The sequence below is a fragment of the Staphylococcus sp. GDY8P57P genome (assembly GCF_017892585.1).
GTDB classification, from domain to species: Bacteria; Bacillota; Bacilli; order Staphylococcales; family Staphylococcaceae; genus Staphylococcus; species Staphylococcus borealis.
Genome location: NZ_JAESLK010000040.1, coordinates 1 through 18,673 on the forward strand (window position 1 = coordinate 1; position 18,673 = coordinate 18,673).

The following is an 18,673-nucleotide window of genomic DNA, read 5'->3' on the forward strand; positions in this document are numbered from 1 at the left end:
ACAATTATACGGACTTTATCCGATAATCGATAATCTCTTAGAATTATTTTTGAAATTTAAATTTTATCAAGTTTTTATTGCACCAAAATCATCTTTTGAATATGTGCTTTTTGTAGTATTGATAATACTAATATTCATCTTTTTATGCCATAAAAAAATAAAATCACTCGTATTACTATGTGTCTTGTTTATATCTTTATGCGTTTTTAATATCCAACCTAACACGAGTACAATTACTTTTTTTAATGTTGGGCAAGGGGATAGTTTAATATTTCAAACAAGCATGAAAGAAACTGTTATGGTTGATACTGGTGGCAAGGAAATTAGAGACGGTACGATAGATAATCATAATATAGCCAAATATCATATTTTACCTACATTAAAACGTAAAAGGATTACCTCAATAGATCATTTAATTATTACGCATCCACATGCAGACCATATTGGCGAGCTTCCTTACATCGTTCAACACATAAGAATCAAAAAGTTATATATTCATGTATATAGCTATTCAAAAGTAGAACTAACAAGACTCATACGTTTGTGTAAAAATAACAATATCCAATTAGTAGATGCTAAAGAAATAGATTCTATCCAATTCAATAACGGTAAAATTTCATTCCTTCACGGAGATATTTCTTCAAGTGATGATAAAAATGAGCATAGCATTATCTTACTTATTGAATATCAAAACTACAAAATGATTTTATTGGGTGACGCTACGAAAAATAATGAAGCTAAATTGATGAAATTATATCAACTTCCCACCGTTGATATATTGAAAGTAGGACATCACGGAAGTAAAACAAGTAGTTCGGAAGTATTTATAAAGTCTATTAAACCGACTATTAGTATTATTTCAAGTGGTAAAAACAATAAATATCATTTGCCAAATAAAGAAACGTTGCAGACGTTAACATCGGTAAACAGTAAAATTTTGAACACTCAAGACCTTGGAGAAATAACAATAGATTTGGATCACAATATGAATATTACATCTAATCAAATTGATTGAACTGGTGACGCTTTACCCAAGCATGATATAATTATCAATGTTTGATATTTTAAAAGGGAGTTCACAATTATGACAAACAATATTATGGCTATATATGGTGAAGTGCCTGAATTAGTAGAAAAGAAAAGTAATGAACTGACAAATGCATTCTTAAATGAGGACAGAGATGACTTTAATTTTATAAAATTTAACCTTTATGAAACAAATATTTCGACAATTATTGAAGAAGCCTTAACAATGCCATTTATATCTGAAAAGAAAGCAATTGTTGTTAAAAATTCATTTATATTTACTGGCGAAAAAGTTAATAAAGATTTACAGCCGAACAATGAGCAAGTTATAGAATTTTTAGAGAAGTATGATGGTGATAATTTAGTCATTTTTGAAATCTATAGTAATAAATTAGATGAAAGAAAGAAATTAACTAAATCATTAAAAAAGACCAGTAAGCTAACCAAAGTAGAACAAATGTCAGAACAAGAAATTAAATCCTGGATTCAAAATCAACTACATGAGAATTTCAAAGATATAAAGCAAGATGCGCTAAACCTATTTATTGAATTAACTGGTGTGAATTTCAATATCGTTTCTCAAGAGCTAGATAAACTCATTTTATTCTTAGGTGATAGATCTACTATTAATAAAAATGATGTAGGTTTAATTATTAACAGAAGCTTAGAACAAAATGTTTTTCTATTAACAGAATATATTCAAAAAAATGAAAAAGACAAAGCTATACAACTTGTAAAAGATTTAATCGTTATGAAAGAGGAACCCATTAAATTACTTGCACTTATTACAAGTAATTATAGATTGTATTACCAATGTAAAATATTAGCTCAAAAAGGGTATAGTGGGCAACAGATTGCTAAAACAATTAATGTGCATCCATATAGAGTTAAGTTAGCATTAAACCAAGTCCGTTATTATGAGTTAAAAGAATTATTAAATATAATAGATAACTGCGCAGAAACAGATTACAAACTAAAGTCGTCATATATGGACAAACAACTAATACTTGAGTTATTTATTCTATCCCTTTAAATTTGTAATCAATCCCTAGTTATATATTTAAATGCAAAAAAGCACGGAACATAGTTCCGCGCTTTTTTACACATTATTTACTTGATGACATTAATTGTGATTTAATGCGATCAGCTTTGTTTGAGTGAATTAAGTTACTTTGTGAAGCTTTATCAACTGATTTGATTGCGAAGTTAACTAATTCAGCTTTGTTATCAGCGTTATTGTTGATTGCTGTTTTAGCATTTTTCACAGCAGTACGCATAGCGTTTTTTTGTGAAATATTACGAGCTTCTGCGTTTTCAGTTGTTTTAACACGTTTAATAGCAGATTTAATATTTGGCATTACTGTCACCTCCTAAAAGTGATCTTAAGCATATCAAATTTTATTTTGATTACAACAAGAAATATTTTATCAAAACTAACATACTTGTGCAATCATTAATTAAATATAGCATAATTAAAATCTCAATTAAATCATAATTACTGTTGGAATGCGCACTTTAACACTTTATAATTAGGATATATTCTATAATTATATACGAATAACGCAAGTGATTTTATAATCACGTTTTAACATTTAATAGTAAGGATACGTTTGCAATTAATCATTAAAAACGATATCATATCAAAGATGTATACATATACGGGCTAATTTTATGAAAGCGAGAATGATAGGCTATGGATATGCAAGAACGCTATAACAGAAGAGAAAATATACGAAATTTTTCTATTATTGCTCATATTGATCATGGTAAATCAACATTAGCAGATAGAATATTAGAAAATACTAAATCTGTAGAAACAAGAGAAATGCAAGATCAATTATTAGATTCAATGGATCTTGAAAGAGAACGTGGTATTACAATCAAATTAAATGCCGTACGATTAAAATATGAAGCTAGTGATGGACAAACTTATACTTTCCATTTAATTGATACACCTGGACACGTAGACTTTTCATATGAGGTCTCTAGATCCCTAGCTGCATGTGAAGGTGCAATTTTAGTAGTAGATGCAGCACAAGGTATTGAAGCACAAACATTGGCAAATGTGTATCTAGCACTTGATAACGATTTAGAATTATTACCAGTCGTTAACAAAATCGATCTCCCTGCTGCTGAACCTGAAAGGGTTAAACAAGAATTAGAAGATGTGATTGGTTTAGATCAAGATGATGTCGTACTTGCTAGTGCTAAATCAAATATTGGTATCGAAGATATTTTAGAGAAAATTGTAGAAGTAGTGCCACCACCTGAAGGTGATCCTAGTGCCCCATTAAAAGCTTTAATTTTCGATTCTGAATATGATCCTTATAGAGGCGTTATTTCATCAATTCGCGTGATGGAAGGCGTTGTTAAAGCTGGAGATAGAATTAAGATGATGGCAACAGGTAAAGAATTTGAAGTTAGTGAGGTAGGTATTAATACACCTAAACAATTACCTATTGAAGAACTAACTGTAGGTGATGTTGGTTATATTATTGCAAGTATCAAAAATGTCGATGATTCACGTGTAGGTGATACGATAACACATGCAAACAGACCAGCTGAAGCACCGCTAAAAGGATATAAAAAAATGAACCCAATGGTTTATTGCGGTTTGTTCCCAATTGAAAATAAAGACTATAATGATTTAAGAGAAGCTCTTGAAAAGTTACAATTAAATGATGCGTCATTAGAGTTTGAACCAGAATCTTCTCAAGCACTCGGTTTTGGTTTTAGAACTGGATTTTTAGGCATGCTTCACATGGAAATCATTCAAGAGCGCATTGAAAGAGAATTTGGCATTGAATTAATTGCTACTGCGCCATCAGTTATTTATCAATGTGTAATGAAAGATGGTTCAGAAGTCACAGTAGATAATCCCGCACAAATGCCAGAAAGAGACAAAATTGATGCGATTTATGAACCTTATGTGAAAGCAACCATGATGGTTCCAAATGACTATGTAGGAGCAGTAATGGAATTGTGTCAACGTAAACGTGGTCAATTTATTAATATGGATTATTTAGATGATATTCGAGTGAATATCGTTTATGAAATACCACTTTCTGAAGTTGTTTTTGATTTCTTTGATCAACTTAAATCTAATACTAAAGGATACGCTTCGTTTGATTATGAGTTTATTGAAAATAAAGAAAGTAATTTAGTGAAGATGGATATTTTATTAAATGGTGATAAAGTAGATGCATTAAGCTTTATCGTTCATAAAGATTTCGCTTATGAACGAGGCAAAGCATTAGTTGAAAAATTAAAAACGCTTATTCCGCGTCAACAATTTGAAGTTCCAGTCCAAGCTGCAATTGGACAAAAAATCGTTGCAAGAACTAATATTAAATCAATGGGTAAAAATGTTTTATCTAAATGTTATGGCGGGGATATTAGTCGTAAGCGTAAATTACTTGAAAAACAAAAAGCAGGTAAAGCGAAAATGAAAGCAGTTGGTAGTGTTGAAATTCCACAAGATGCATTCCTAGCTGTACTAAAAATGGATGATGAATAGAACATAAAAGAGGTCGAGACGAATATAAATTGGTAGATACCATAACAATAATGAATATTATTGATAAAGAAACTACTAACTTATATTACTAAGTCTCAATCTCTTTTTTTAAGTTATAGAAGGGGTGTAACATTGGAAGTTAAAAGTGCGTATATACACATACCTTTTTGTGTCAGAATTTGTACTTATTGTGATTTTAATAAATATTATATTGATAAACAGCCAGTAGATGAATATTTATCCGCATTAATAAAAGAAATGTCGTTTAGTAAAACAAAACAACTTGAGACAATGTACGTTGGAGGAGGTACGCCAACAGCACTGAATGACATGCAACTTGAAAGATTATTACAAGCTATTACTTCAACTTTTTCAATCAATGGAGAGTTCAGTTTTGAAGCAAATCCAGATGAACTAACTTTTAATAAAGTAAAGTTACTTAAACAGTATGGTGTTAATCGTATTTCAATGGGTGTTCAAACATTTAAACCAGAGCTATTAAAAATATTAGGCCGAACACATCATACTCAAGATATCTACAATGCAGTAAATAATGCTAGGAAAGCTGGTATCAACTCTATAAGCCTTGATTTAATGTATCATTTGCCTGAACAAACGATAGAGGATTTTGCAGACAGTTTAAATCAAGCAATCAATATGGATATTGACCATATTTCAAGTTACGGTTTAATACTTGAACCTAAGACACAATTTTATAATATGTATCGAAAAGGGAAACTAAAATTACCAAATGAAGATTTAGGTGCTGAAATGTACCAATATCTAATGAAAGCATTAAGTCAAACTGACTTTAAGCAATATGAAATTTCTAACTTTGCTAAAACGAATCATGAATCTGAACATAATAAAGTGTATTGGTTAAACGAAGAATATTACGGTTTTGGAGCAGGTGCAAGTGGATACGTTGAAGGCGAACGCTATACAAATTTAAATCCGGTTCAACATTATATTAATGCAATTAATGATGGCAAACGGCCCATACTAACTTCTAATCGACCAACCTTGAATGAAAAGATGGAAGAAGAAATGTTTTTAGGTCTGAGAATGAATCAAGGTGTAAATCGCGAACGTTTCGAGTTGAAATTTGGTCAATCACTTGATGCAATATTTGGAGAAACGGTTAAAGATTTAAAATCAAGACACCTTCTAATTGAAACGAATGGAAATATCTCACTTAGCCCAAGAGGAAAGGTTATAGGAAACGAAGTATTTGAGGCTTTCTTACTAAACTAATAAAAAATTAAAAAAGTAAGGCTTTAACGTTGACTTACTTTGACCAATTTGATAAATTATAATTAGCACTTAGGACAAAAGAGTGCTAATGAGGTGAAAACATGATTACACAAAGACAATTAAGCATTTTAAATGCAATTGTTGAAGATTATGTTGATTTAGGACAACCTATAGGTTCTAAAGCTTTAATTGATAGACATCATTTAGATGTCAGTCCTGCAACAATAAGGAATGAGATGAAGCAACTTGAAGATTTGAACTTTTTAGAGAAGACGCATTCTTCTTCAGGGCGTTCACCTTCCGAAGAAGGGTTTAGACTTTATGTCGATCAATTGTTAAAACAAACCTCTCGTCAAAACAAAAATAAAATACAACGTTTAAATCAACTTTTGATTGAGAATCACTATGATATTTCTTCAGCATTAAGTTACTTTGCAAATGAGTTATCAATGAAATCTCATTATGCAACATTAGTTGTTCGTCCAAAACATAGTGAAGAAATGATTAATAATGTTCATTTAATTAAGGCAAATGATTCAATCATGATTTTAGTAATTATTTATAATTCTGGTCATGTTGAGCATTTTCACTTGAATTCTTCACTTGAGTTATCATCCGATAGATTAATCGCCATTTCTAATTTTATTAGTAATAATAATATAGAAATAAGCGCTAAACTATCAGATAAAATTCGTTCTTTCGCCAACTCAAATGAAGAAAATCAATTCATTAATGACATTGTTAAGATGATAAATTCTCATATTAGCAAACAAAGTAATAGCATTTTCTTAGGTGGAAAGGTTAAACTAATTGATGCGTTAAATGAATCTAATGTTTCGTCAATTCAACCAATTTTGCAATATCTAGAATCTGAAAGAATCACTGAATTACTACAGACAATTTCAACTAATGATATTAACGTTAAGATTGGAAAAGAGATTGATGAAAGCCTTAGTGATATATCGATTGTAACGAGTCAATATCACTTCGACAATTCATTGAAAGGTCAAATTGCGGTTATTGGACCTACAGCAATGCGTTATCAGAATGTGATTCAATTACTTAACCAAATATGGTGATTTTAATTGTAATTATATTGGAGGGTAAAAAATGACAGAAAAAGATGAATCAGTAAAAAGTAATTCTGAATATACTGAAGAACAAGAAGTAAAGAATGAAGAAACATCAACAGTTGAAAATGTTGAAGATACTACTTCTGATAGTGATAATTCATCTAACGACAGTTCGAACGAAGAAAGTTCTGAAGAAACTGCAGTTGATCCTAAAGATGAAGAAATTCAGCAATTACAATTAAAAGCTAATGAAAATGAAGAAAAATATTTAAGATTATACGCTGAATTCGAAAATTATAAAAGACGAATTCAGAAAGAAAATGAAACAAATAAAACTTATCAATCTCAACGTGTTTTAACGGATATTTTACCAACGATTGATAATATTGAACGCGCACTACAAATTGAAGGTGATGATGAATCATTTAAATCACTTCAAAAAGGTGTTCAAATGGTACACGAAAGTTTACTAAGAGCACTTAAAGATAATGGTTTAGAAGAAATTGAAACAGAAGGTCAAGCTTTTGACCCTAACTTCCACCAAGCAGTAGTTCAAGATGATAATCCAGATTTCAAATCTGGTGATATTACTCAAGAATTACAAAAAGGTTATAAGTTAAAAGATAGAGTATTAAGACCATCAATGGTAAAAGTAAATCAATAAATTGACGAAAATACCATTTATTAAATTTTTAAAATTGGAGGAATTTTATTATGAGTAAAGTAATCGGTATTGACTTAGGTACAACAAATTCATGTGTAGCTGTATTAGAAGGCGATGAACCAAAAGTAATTCAAAACCCAGAAGGTGCTAGAACAACACCATCAGTTGTAGCATTTAAAAATGGTGAAACACAAGTTGGTGAAGTAGCAAAACGTCAAGCTATCACTAATCCAAATACTGTTCAATCAATTAAACGTCATATGGGTACTGACTATAAAGTAGATATTGAAGGTAAATCTTATACACCTCAAGAAATTTCAGCTATGGTATTACAAAACCTTAAAAACACTGCTGAAAGTTATTTAGGAGATAAAGTAGATAAAGCTGTTATTACAGTTCCTGCATATTTCAATGATGCTGAACGTCAAGCAACTAAAGATGCTGGTAAAATTGCTGGTTTAGAAGTTGAACGTATTATTAACGAACCTACTGCTGCAGCATTAGCATATGGTTTAGATAAAACTGATCAAGACCAAAAAGTATTAGTATTCGACTTAGGTGGCGGTACGTTTGACGTATCTATCCTTGAATTAGGTGACGGTGTATTCGAAGTACTATCAACTGCTGGTGATAATAAACTTGGCGGTGATGACTTTGACCAAGTAATTATTGACTACCTAGTGTCTGAATTCAAAAAAGAAAATGGCGTAGATTTATCTCAAGATAAAATGGCATTACAACGTTTGAAAGACGCTGCTGAAAAAGCTAAAAAAGACTTATCTGGCGTTTCACAAACTCAAATTTCATTACCATTTATTTCAGCTGGTGAAAGTGGTCCATTACATTTAGAAATTAGTCTTACTCGTTCTAAATTTGAAGAATTAGCTGATTCATTAATCAGAAGAACTATGGAACCAACTCGTCAAGCATTAAAAGACGCTGGTTTATCAACTTCTGAAATTGATGAAGTTATTCTTGTTGGTGGTTCAACACGTATTCCAGCAGTTCAAGAAGCTGTTAAAAAAGAAATCGGTAAAGATCCTCATAAAGGTGTAAACCCAGACGAAGTTGTAGCAATGGGTGCTGCAATTCAAGGTGGCGTTATCACTGGTGATGTTAAAGATGTTGTATTATTAGACGTAACACCATTATCATTAGGTATTGAAATTATGGGTGGACGTATGAATACGTTAATTGAACGTAATACTACAATCCCAACTTCAAAATCTCAAGTTTATTCAACTGCAGCTGATAACCAACCAGCAGTAGATATTCACGTATTACAAGGTGAACGTCCAATGGCAGCTGATAACAAAACATTAGGAAGATTCCAATTAACTGATATTCCACCAGCTCCACGTGGTGTTCCACAAATCGAAGTAACATTTGATATTGATAAAAATGGTATCGTAAATGTTACTGCGAAAGACTTAGGTACTAATAAAGAACAAAATATTACTATTCAATCAAGCTCTGCGCTTTCTGATGAAGAAATCGATCGTATGGTTAAAGATGCCGAAGAAAACGCTGAAGCAGATAAAAAACGTCGTGAAGAAGTAGATTTAAGAAATGAAGCAGATAGCTTAGTATTCCAAGTTGAAAAAACAATTACTGACCTTGGCGACAATATTAGTGAAGAAGATAAATCTAATGCGGAAAGCAAAAAAGATGCTTTAAAATCTGCGCTTGAAGGACAAGACATCGAAGATATTAAAGCGAAAAAAGAAGAACTTGAAAAAGTAATTCAAGATTTATCAGCAAAAGTATATCAACAAGCTCAACAAGCTCAGCAACAAGCACAAGATGGTGCTCAACAAACTCAAAACGATAGTAATGTTGAAGATGCTGAATTTAAAGAAGTTAAAGATGATGAAGATAAAAAATAATTGCTAAGCGTTTATAGTGTATGCTTATATTAGCAAACTATTATGAATGTGAGCCAAAAAGTCAAAGTCAATTGAACATTGGCTTTGACTTTTTCTTTTATAACTTCGTTCTTTCAAACATATTAAATAATTAAGTTAAGGAGAGATGGTCGTGGCTAAAAGAGACTATTATGAAGTCTTAGGTGTAAGTAAAAGCGCATCTAAAGATGAAATCAAAAAAGCATATCGCAAATTATCAAAAAAATATCACCCTGATATCAATAAAGAAGAGGGTGCAGATGAAAAATTCAAAGAGATTTCAGAAGCTTACGAAGTTCTAAGCGACGATAATAAAAGAGCAAATTATGACCAATTTGGCCATGATGGACCTCAAGGTGGTTTTGGTGGCCAAGGATTTAGCGGCCAAGACTTTAGTGGATTTGGCGGAGGTGGATTTGAAGACATCTTCAGCTCATTCTTTGGTGGTTCACGTCAAAGAGATCCTAATGCACCTAGAAAAGGTGACGATTTACAATATACGATGACTCTAGAATTTGAAGAAGCTGTCTTCGGAACTAAGAAAGAAATCTCAATTCGTAAAGATGTGACATGCCATACATGTAATGGTGATGGTGCTAAACCAGGTACTAGTAAAAAAACATGTAGTTATTGTAACGGCGCAGGTCACGTATCAGTAGAACAAAATACAATTTTAGGCCGTGTACGCACGCAACAAACATGTCCAAAATGTGATGGAACAGGTCAAGAATTCGAAGAACCATGTCCAACTTGTCATGGTAAAGGTACCGAAAATAAAACAGTTAAATTAGAAGTAACTGTACCTGAAGGTGTAGATAATGACCAACAAATCAGACTTGCCGGTGAAGGAACACCAGGAGAAAACGGCGGACCTCATGGTGACTTATATGTCGTATTTAGAGTAAAACCGTCTGACAAATTTGAACGTGATGGTGACGATCTTTATTACAAACTTAATGTTAGTTTCCCACAAGCAGCACTTGGTGATGAAATAAAAGTTCCTACACTTAACGGAAACGTAATGTTAACTATTCCTTCTAGCACTCAAACTGGTAAGCAATTCCGCTTAAAAGATAAAGGTGTTAAAAATGTTCATGGATATGGTCATGGTGATTTATTTGTTAATATTAAAGTAGTTACACCTACAAAATTAACAGATAGACAAAAAGAAATTATGAGAGAGTTTGCTGAATTAAATGGTGAGTCAATTGAAGAACAACCATCTAATTTTAAAGATAGAGCACGCAAATTCTTTAAAGGAGAATAACTAAATGAACTGGACAGAACTTTCGATTGTTGTAAACCATGAAGTTGAACCTTTAGTTACTGATATATTAGAAAATTATGGATCAAACGGCGTTGTAATTGAAGATTCTAATGATTTAATTAATCAGCCTGCCGATAAATTCGGTGAAATATATGAACTGAAACAAGAAGATTATCCTGAAAAAGGTGTTCGATTAAAGGCTTATTTCAACGAATTAAAGTTTGATGAATCTCTAAGAAATAAAATTGAAACAGATGTTACAAAACTTGAAAATATTGATTCATCTGTATTGGATTTTTCTGAGAAAACAATAGCTGAAGTAGATTGGGAAAATGAATGGAAAAATTATTTCCATCCCTTTAGAGCATCAGAAAAATTCACAATTGTTCCAAGTTGGGAACAATACACTAAAGAAGATACTTCTGAAATGTGTATTGAATTAGACCCAGGCATGGCATTTGGAACTGGAGATCATCCAACAACAAGCATGTGTCTTAAAGCAATTGAAACCTACGTTAAACCAGAGCATTCCGTTATTGATGTTGGAACAGGTTCAGGTATTTTAAGTATTGCCAGTCACTTACTTGGCGTAAAACGGATTAAAGCTCTGGATATTGATGAGTTAGCTGTTAACGTTGCTAAAGAAAACTTTGCTAAAAATCATTGTGAAGATGCAATTGAAGCTGTACCAGGAAACTTATTAAAAAATGAAACAGAAAAATTTGATATTGTTATTGCAAACATTTTAGCTCATATTATTGAAGATATGATTGAAGATGCTTATAATACTCTAAATGAAGATGGTTATTTTATAACATCAGGAATTATAGAGGAAAAGCATGAACAAATATTAAATCAAATGGAAGATGTAGGATTTGATATTATATCAGTAAATCATGACAATGGTTGGGTATGTATTGTAGGTCAGAAAGTGAGTGAATAATTTGCAAAGATACTTTATCGATCAAAACGCTGATGACAGTCAGCGTTTTTTTATAACAAATAAGGAAGATATACATCATATTACTAATGTGATGAGAAATACAGTTGGTAACCAGATTATTGTAACGTTTAAAGATAAAACCGTGTTTAAATCGGAAATCATTACTGTTGAGAATGAATCAATTGAAATTAAATTGATTGAGCACATTGATATCAATTCAGAGTTACCTGTACAAGTTACTATATGTAGTGGCTTAATCAAAGCAGACAAATATGAATGGTTAATTCAAAAAGCAACAGAATTAGGTGCTGATAGTTTCATAGCTGTAGAAATGGACAGATCTGTAGTCAAACTTAATTCAAATAAAGTTCAAAAAAAATTAGAACGTTGGCAAAAGATAATTAAAGAAGCAGCTGAACAAAGCTACCGTTTAATTATTCCTAAAATCAATTTTAAGTCGAATTTAAATGAAATTTGTGATACTATAAATCATTATGACTATATTTTGTTAGCATATGAAGATGAAGCAAAACGTGGTGAAGTTAGTCTTTTTAAAGAAACCTTGAAAAAATTTAAGACTAACGATCGTATTTTATTAATATTTGGTCCTGAAGGTGGCTTTTCAGAGAAAGAAATCTCTTTGCTTAAAGAAACGAGTGTTAATGTTGGTTTAGGACCTCGAATTTTACGGGCAGAAACGGCGCCACTTTATGCTTTAAGTGCTATCAGTTATGAAAATGAATTAATGGGGTGAATATTATGTCAACAGTTGCGTTTCACACATTAGGTTGCAAAGTAAACCATTATGAAACTGAAGCAATTTGGCAATTATTTAAAGACGCTGATTACGATAGAGTTGATTTTGAAACGAATGCAGACGTCTTCGTAATCAACACTTGTACAGTAACAAATACTGGAGATAAAAAAAGTAGACAAATCATTAGAAGAGCAATTCGACAAAATCCAGACGCAGTAGTATGTGTTACAGGGTGTTATGCGCAAACATCTTCTGCAGAAATTATGGAAATTCCTGGCGTAGACGTAGTGGTAGGTACGCAAGATAGACACAAATTATTAGACTACATCCAACAATTTAGAGAAGAACGCCAACCAATTAATGGTGTTGGTAATATTATGAAAAATCGTACATATGAAGAATTAGATGTACCTTATTTTACAGATAGAACAAGAGCTTCACTAAAGATCCAAGAAGGGTGCAATAATTTCTGTACATTTTGTATCATACCATGGGCTCGTGGATTAATGCGTTCACGTGATCCTGAAAAAGTGGTTGAACAAGCTACACAATTAGTTAATGCCGGCTATAAAGAAATTGTTTTAACTGGAATTCATACTGGTGGTTATGGTCAAGATTTAAAAGATTATAATTTAGCACAGTTACTTCGTGATTTAGAAGAAATTGATGGTCTTGAACGAATTAGAATTTCATCTATTGAAGCTAGCCAATTAACTGATGAAGTTATTGATGTTTTAAAACGTTCAAATAAAGTTGTTAGACATTTACATGTTCCATTACAATCCGGTTCTGATACTGTATTAAAACGAATGAGACGTAAATATACTATGGAACATTTTTCAGAGAGAATCACAAAATTACATGGTGCGTTACCAGATTTAGCTGTTACAAGTGATGTGATTGTAGGATTCCCAGGAGAAACAGAAGAGGAATTCCAAGAAACTTATGACTTTATTGTTAAACATAAATTCTCTGAATTACATGTTTTTCCATATTCAGCTAGAATTGGTACGCCTGCTGCGCGTATGGATGATCAAATTGACGAATCTATCAAAAATGACCGTGTGCACAAATTAATCGCGTTAAGTGATCAATTAGCTAAAGAATATGCATCTAAATTTGAAGACGAAGTTTTAGAAGTTATTCCTGAAGAAGCTGGCGAAGTAGAAGGCACATTAGTTGGTTATGCTGACAACTATATGAAAGTTCAATTTGAGGGTAATGATTCTTTAATCGGACAAATTGTAAAAGTAAAAATCGTTAAAGCTGATTATCCTATTAATACAGGTAAAGTTGTTAGAATTGTAGAACACGCAACAAACAAGTCTGAAGAAGGCGTATTATTATAATTTTTAAAAATTATAATAATTTGGAATTGACCATAATAAATTCATATATTATACTAAGTAAAGCATAGTTGTATATTACTATGTATTGACTTTAAAGTTCCGTTGATATTTGGAGGGAGGGAAATACAGATGTCTAAAACAGTAGTACGTAAAAATGAATCACTTGAAGATGCATTACGTAGATTTAAACGTTCAGTATCTAAAAGTGGTACTATCCAAGAAGTACGTAAACGTGAATTTTACGAAAAACCAAGCGTAAAACGTAAAAAGAAATCAGAAGCTGCACGTAAACGTAAATTCAAATAATTAATAACTCTGTTGACTCCCTCAACAAGAATATTAATTATATATATGCTCTCGATTAGTTAAACTAGTCGAGAGTTTTTTTATATTAAAGCGTCTACTATCACTATTATAACTAAGTGTATTCATGTATAATCGGAATTGAGAGCGAGGTGAAATTGTGAACTATTTCAATGCGATACATACAGTTATCAATTCCATTTTAACTACTAATCATTTATTCAATAATCTATCTCAGATTGTAACGAGTCCATTAATATCACTTATATTAACATGTATCATTTTTTTAGGCTTTTTATATCAATTGTATTCGAAGCGTATTAATTTTGCGGGAATTATCGCGATGCTTGCACTTTTAATTCTCTTCCTCGGCTTTTTAATTAACGGTGATGTTAATCTTATTTCTGTATTGCTATTCTTCGTTGGAGCAATACTCGTTATTATCGAATTATTTGTCATTGGCGCAGTCATAGGTATTATTGGCATATTATTGATTATACTTAGCATCATTATGTTAGGAGATAACATTCTTTTAATGCTATTAAATGTTGTGATTGCATCAATATTGGCAATTATTGAATGGGTGATATTAGTGAAATGGTTTAAAAGGAAAATTCCGTTTTTAGATAAAGTTGTGTTAAAAGATTCTACTAATTCAGAAGCAGGATATAGATCTCACGATGATCGTTCTCATTTAGTTGGTCAAACAGCTCGTACTGTGACAGATTTAAGACCTGCAGGAATTATAACGCTTGATAATGAAAGAATAGATGCCGTATCAGATGGCGCTTTCATTTTAAGAAATAAAGAAGTTAAAATTCTTGAGGTAGAAGGATCTAGAGTTGTTGTTAGAGAAATTGAAAACACATAAAGGAGTGGTTAAATGTTTGGATTAGGCATTATAGTGATTGCAGTTATCATAGTTATTGCATTATTAGTGCTATTCTCATTTGTTCCAGTAGGACTTTGGATATCTGCAATTGCTGCTGGAGTTAAAGTAGGTATTGGAACATTGGTAGGTATGAGATTACGTCGAGTATCTCCACGTAAGGTAATTGGTCCATTAATTAAAGCACATAAAGCTGGGTTAAACCTTACAACAAATCAATTAGAATCACATTATTTAGCGGGTGGTAATGTCGATAGAGTCGTTGATGCGAATATAGCTGCTCAACGTGCAGATATTAACTTACCATTCGAACGTGGTGCAGCGATTGACTTGGCTGGACGTGACGTATTAGAAGCTGTTCAAATGTCTGTTAATCCTAAAGTAATTGAAACACCGTTTATAACTGGTGTAGCAATGAATGGTATAGAAGTAAAAGCGAAAGCTAGAATTACAGTACGCGCCAACATCTCTCGTTTAGTTGGTGGTGCAGGAGAAGAAACAATCATTGCTCGTGTAGGTGAAGGTATTGTTTCTACTATTGGTTCTAGTGAGCATCATACACAAGTACTGGAGAACCCTGATAACATTTCTAAGACTGTCTTAAGTAAAGGGCTTGATTCAGGTACTGCGTTCGAAATTTTATCTATCGATATAGCTGACGTAGATATTGGTAAAAATATTGGTGCTGATTTACAAACTGAACAAGCACTTGCAGATAAGAATATTGCGCAAGCGAAAGCTGAAGAACGCCGTGCTATGGCCGTAGCTTCTGAACAAGAAATGAAAGCGCGTGTTCAAGAAATGCGTGCTAAAGTGGTTGAAGCTGAATCTGAAGTGCCACTTGCAATGGCAGAAGCTTTACGTGAAGGTAACATGGGTGTCAAAGATTACTACAATCTAAAAAATGTAGAAGCTGACACTGGCATGAGAAATGCGATAAATAAACGTACTGAACAAAATGAAGATGAATCACCAAAGTAAATGTTAAGGGGTGATTAGATGAATATTGGTATTATAATTTTTATAATATCCATTATTGTAACAGGTATTAGTGCGATGAGGGATAAGAGTCATGAGCAAAGAAAAAATCAGAGACCACCACAACATAAGCCAACAACGTCTGATAAAAAAGAGACGCAAGGGAAAGGTTTCTTTGAGCAAATAGAAGAAGCATTTAGTGAATTTGAAAAAGAATTTACTAATGATGATGAACCCTCTAAACAACAAAAGAAAACCGCACAACAAGAATCAAAACGTGTTTATCAAGATAAAGAACTTGAAAAAGAAATTATTGAGGAAAGTGTACCTGAAGAATTAGAGCGTTCTACTAGGCAACGTAATAGATTTGAAAAGGAAGCGCGCCAATCAACCAATACACGAGAGCGTACTAGAGATGTTAATCATCTCCAAAAAGAACTTGAAAAGCAACTCGTAGACGACTTATATAATGTACGCTCAGAAATTGATCGTGAAAAAGAAAAGCAACTTACAAGAATTGAAAATAAAGCAAGAGCGATTATTAATGATAAAAATTTATCTGAACGTACTAAACGTTATAGATTGAAGCAATTGTTAAATAGTAAGTTAATTGAACAAGATATGACACATCAAAAATTTCAATTCGATAATGATCCAGTCGTCAATGGTATTCTTTGGCAAGAAATTCTCAATAAACCTAAGCAATTATAATTAATATTTTAACCCGAAATTCATTTTCACATGATTTTCGGGTTCTTTTTCTAATAAATATTAGAAGCTTATACTACAATTTAATAAAAAAAGCACACTAAGCCAAATAAATTTGTATACTTTAACAGACTTTAGTAAAATTTAAATGAAAGTTAATTTACTAAAGTAACTTAAATCTTAGCTTTTTAAAGATTGATATATCATGTTTTATTTTTAAAACATAAGTGAACTAATATAATCTAAATATATACATTGTTTTAGTGAAAAGGAGCGCTTATATGCCAGGAATAATTCAAATAGACGACATTAATCATTCTCAAGCACTGTTAGGTAATAATGATGAACATATTAATGCGATTGAGGAAGCGTTTGATGTCGAAATACACGCTCGTGGCCAAGAAGTAGCAGTTAAAGGTCAAAAATTAGAGCTTGTAGAAAAATCAGAATTAGTTCTTAAAAATTTATTAAAAGTCATTGAAATGGGCAACACCATAACTTTAAAAGATGTTGAAGCCGCTATAAAAATGGCTGAAAATGATACTATACATCATCTCATTGATTTATATGATGAAGAGATTACAAAAGATGCTTTTGGAAAGACAATAAGAGCAAAAACGATGGGCCAAAGATTATACGTTAATGCTATGAAAAATAATGACCTAGTCTTTGGTATTGGGCCTGCAGGTACGGGTAAAACATTTTTAGCGGTGGTGTATGCGGCTAAACAACTTAGAAAAGGTGCGGTTAAACGTATTGTATTAACAAGACCTGCTGTAGAAGCTGGGGAGTCTCTAGGATTTTTACCTGGTGATTTAAAAGAAAAAGTAGATCCTTATTTGAGACCTCTTTATGATGGATTGAATACAGTATTGGGTAGAGAACAAACTGCACGATTTATCGAGAGAGGCACAATCGAAATTGCACCATTAGCCTATATGCGTGGCCGTACACTTGATGATGCTTTTGTCATTTTAGATGAAGCTCAAAATACAACACATGCGCAAATGAAAATGTTCTTAACACGATTAGGATTCGGCTCTAAAATGGTAGTTACAGGAGATCAAACTCAAATTGATTTACCTAAAGGCGTCAAAAGTGGATTAAAAGAAGCAGTCAAAAAATTACATGGGGTTAAAGGAATTAATATTATGCAATTAGATCAAAGTGATGTTGTAAGACACCCATTAGTAAGTAAAATAATTGATCGCTATGAAGGAGACATTTAAATGTTTACAATTGATTTTAATGATCATACAGACCTTGTAGAAGAAACTTGGTATCAACAAATTGATGACTTACTTAATTTTGCTAAAGAACAAGAACAAATCGAAGAAGACGCTGAGCTTTCTGTTACTTTTGTTGATAAGAGTGAAATTCAAGAAATCAATAAAACATATCGAGATAAAGATAAAGTAACTGATGTAATTTCGTTCGCACTTGAAGAAGATGAACCTGAAATTATTGGTTTAGACATGCCAAGGGTGCTTGGAGATATCATCATCTGTACAGATGTAGCTAAAGACCAAGCTGATTCATATGGCCATTCTTTTGAAAGAGAATTAGGCTTTCTAGCACTACATGGTTTTTTACATTTACTAGGTTATGATCATATGAACGAAGAAGATGAAAAAGAAATGTTTGGACGCCAAGAGACAATATTAAATGCATACGGATTGACTAGAGATTAAGCAATTAAAACGTTTCAAATATACGTTTGATGGGTTTAAGACACTTCTTCTAAAAGATCATAATTATTTACTACATATTGTAATTGCGATTATAACTATCATTTTAGGTTATATCTGCCAATTAAGTGCAACTGAATGGTTATTTATAATATTGGCTATCTTCTTAGTACTTACGATAGAAGCAGTTAATACTGCAATAGAATGTGTAGTTGATTTAGTCACAAGTGACTATCATGAACTTGCTAAACAAGCTAAAGATATAGCTGCGTTTAGTGTTATGTTAGCATCAATTTTCGCATTAATAACTGGATTAGTTATTTTTTTACCACATATTTTCTAATATTAAAGGG

The 18,673-nt window shown here is 32.0% G+C and carries 19 protein-coding genes; 18 read left to right on the plus strand and 1 reads right to left on the minus strand.

Annotated elements, in window-relative coordinates:
- Both KA878_RS11685 and holA read left to right on the plus strand, forming a co-directional pair.
- Positions 1 to 1,015: ComEC/Rec2 family competence protein (locus tag KA878_RS11685; RefSeq protein ID WP_194378037.1), on the plus strand; the 1,015-nt coding region annotated here is incomplete at its 5' end.
- A gap of 69 nt (positions 1,016 to 1,084) precedes the next feature.
- Positions 1,085 to 2,059: a DNA polymerase III subunit delta gene (holA, locus tag KA878_RS11690; RefSeq protein ID WP_075108373.1), complete on the plus strand. Its 975-nt coding sequence runs from the start codon at positions 1,085 to 1,087 to the stop codon at positions 2,057 to 2,059.
- A 73-nt stretch (positions 2,060 to 2,132) separates the two neighbouring features.
- On the opposite strand, the gene rpsT is transcribed toward holA, so the two are convergent.
- Positions 2,133 to 2,384, minus strand: a complete 252-nt coding sequence (gene rpsT, locus KA878_RS11695) for a 30S ribosomal protein S20 (protein WP_053029533.1) — start codon at positions 2,382 to 2,384, stop codon at positions 2,133 to 2,135.
- Positions 2,385 to 2,719: 335 nt separating this feature from the next.
- Between rpsT and lepA the strand changes: the two genes are divergently transcribed.
- From lepA to KA878_RS11775, 16 genes are all read left to right on the plus strand, one after another.
- Entirely contained in the window at positions 2,720 to 4,543 is a 1,824-nt protein-coding gene (lepA, locus tag KA878_RS11700; RefSeq protein ID WP_070854947.1) for a translation elongation factor 4, read from the plus strand.
- Between the two features lie 132 nt (positions 4,544 to 4,675).
- Positions 4,676 to 5,797 (plus strand): radical SAM family heme chaperone HemW, encoded by a 1,122-nt coding sequence (gene hemW, locus KA878_RS11705; RefSeq protein ID WP_193839276.1) that lies wholly within the window; start codon positions 4,676 to 4,678, stop codon positions 5,795 to 5,797.
- Positions 5,798 to 5,898: 101 nt separating this feature from the next.
- The gene (gene hrcA / locus KA878_RS11710; RefSeq protein ID WP_075108699.1) at positions 5,899 to 6,876 is read left to right on the plus strand and encodes a heat-inducible transcriptional repressor HrcA; all 978 of its coding nucleotides are present in this window, start codon (positions 5,899 to 5,901) and stop codon (positions 6,874 to 6,876) included.
- Between the two features lie 31 nt (positions 6,877 to 6,907).
- The gene (grpE, locus tag KA878_RS11715; RefSeq protein ID WP_053029529.1) at positions 6,908 to 7,534 is read left to right on the plus strand and encodes a nucleotide exchange factor GrpE; all 627 of its coding nucleotides are present in this window, start codon (positions 6,908 to 6,910) and stop codon (positions 7,532 to 7,534) included.
- A gap of 50 nt (positions 7,535 to 7,584) precedes the next feature.
- The gene (dnaK, locus tag KA878_RS11720; protein WP_053029528.1) at positions 7,585 to 9,420 is read left to right on the plus strand and encodes a molecular chaperone DnaK; all 1,836 of its coding nucleotides are present in this window, start codon (positions 7,585 to 7,587) and stop codon (positions 9,418 to 9,420) included.
- A gap of 151 nt (positions 9,421 to 9,571) precedes the next feature.
- Positions 9,572 to 10,705: a molecular chaperone DnaJ gene (dnaJ, locus tag KA878_RS11725; protein ID WP_193839277.1), complete on the plus strand. Its 1,134-nt coding sequence runs from the start codon at positions 9,572 to 9,574 to the stop codon at positions 10,703 to 10,705.
- A 4-nt stretch (positions 10,706 to 10,709) separates the two neighbouring features.
- Positions 10,710 to 11,648 (plus strand): 50S ribosomal protein L11 methyltransferase, encoded by a 939-nt coding sequence (gene prmA, locus KA878_RS11730; RefSeq protein WP_193839278.1) that lies wholly within the window; start codon positions 10,710 to 10,712, stop codon positions 11,646 to 11,648.
- Position 11,649: 1 nt separating this feature from the next.
- The gene (locus KA878_RS11735) at positions 11,650 to 12,402 is read left to right on the plus strand and encodes a 16S rRNA (uracil(1498)-N(3))-methyltransferase (RefSeq protein ID WP_053029525.1); all 753 of its coding nucleotides are present in this window, start codon (positions 11,650 to 11,652) and stop codon (positions 12,400 to 12,402) included.
- 5 nt (positions 12,403 to 12,407) lie between these two features.
- Positions 12,408 to 13,754, plus strand: coding sequence for a tRNA (N(6)-L-threonylcarbamoyladenosine(37)-C(2))-methylthiotransferase MtaB (gene mtaB, locus KA878_RS11740; protein ID WP_193839279.1), 1,347 nt, complete (start codon positions 12,408 to 12,410; stop codon positions 13,752 to 13,754).
- A 129-nt stretch (positions 13,755 to 13,883) separates the two neighbouring features.
- Positions 13,884 to 14,060, plus strand: a complete 177-nt coding sequence (gene rpsU / locus KA878_RS11745) for a 30S ribosomal protein S21 (RefSeq protein ID WP_000048060.1) — start codon at positions 13,884 to 13,886, stop codon at positions 14,058 to 14,060.
- 196 nt (positions 14,061 to 14,256) lie between these two features.
- Positions 14,257 to 14,928 (plus strand): NfeD family protein, encoded by a 672-nt coding sequence (locus tag KA878_RS11750; RefSeq protein ID WP_398577052.1) that lies wholly within the window; start codon positions 14,257 to 14,259, stop codon positions 14,926 to 14,928.
- Positions 14,929 to 14,940: 12 nt separating this feature from the next.
- The gene (floA, locus tag KA878_RS11755) at positions 14,941 to 15,927 is read left to right on the plus strand and encodes a flotillin-like protein FloA (protein ID WP_053029522.1); all 987 of its coding nucleotides are present in this window, start codon (positions 14,941 to 14,943) and stop codon (positions 15,925 to 15,927) included.
- Positions 15,928 to 15,945: 18 nt separating this feature from the next.
- Positions 15,946 to 16,635 (plus strand): hypothetical protein, encoded by a 690-nt coding sequence (locus tag KA878_RS11760; RefSeq protein ID WP_075108705.1) that lies wholly within the window; start codon positions 15,946 to 15,948, stop codon positions 16,633 to 16,635.
- A gap of 278 nt (positions 16,636 to 16,913) precedes the next feature.
- Positions 16,914 to 17,861, plus strand: a complete 948-nt coding sequence (locus tag KA878_RS11765; protein ID WP_193839281.1) for a PhoH family protein — start codon at positions 16,914 to 16,916, stop codon at positions 17,859 to 17,861.
- Positions 17,862 to 18,323 carry an rRNA maturation RNase YbeY gene (gene ybeY / locus KA878_RS11770; protein WP_070854954.1) on the plus strand — a complete coding sequence of 154 codons (462 nt, stop codon included), beginning with the start codon at positions 17,862 to 17,864 and terminating at the stop codon, positions 18,321 to 18,323.
- Positions 18,319 to 18,663 carry a diacylglycerol kinase family protein gene (locus KA878_RS11775; protein ID WP_053029518.1) on the plus strand — a complete coding sequence of 115 codons (345 nt, stop codon included), beginning with the start codon at positions 18,319 to 18,321 and terminating at the stop codon, positions 18,661 to 18,663. The genes ybeY and KA878_RS11775 overlap by 5 nt, the downstream gene beginning before the upstream one ends.
- The last annotated feature ends 10 nt before the right edge of the window (positions 18,664 to 18,673 follow it).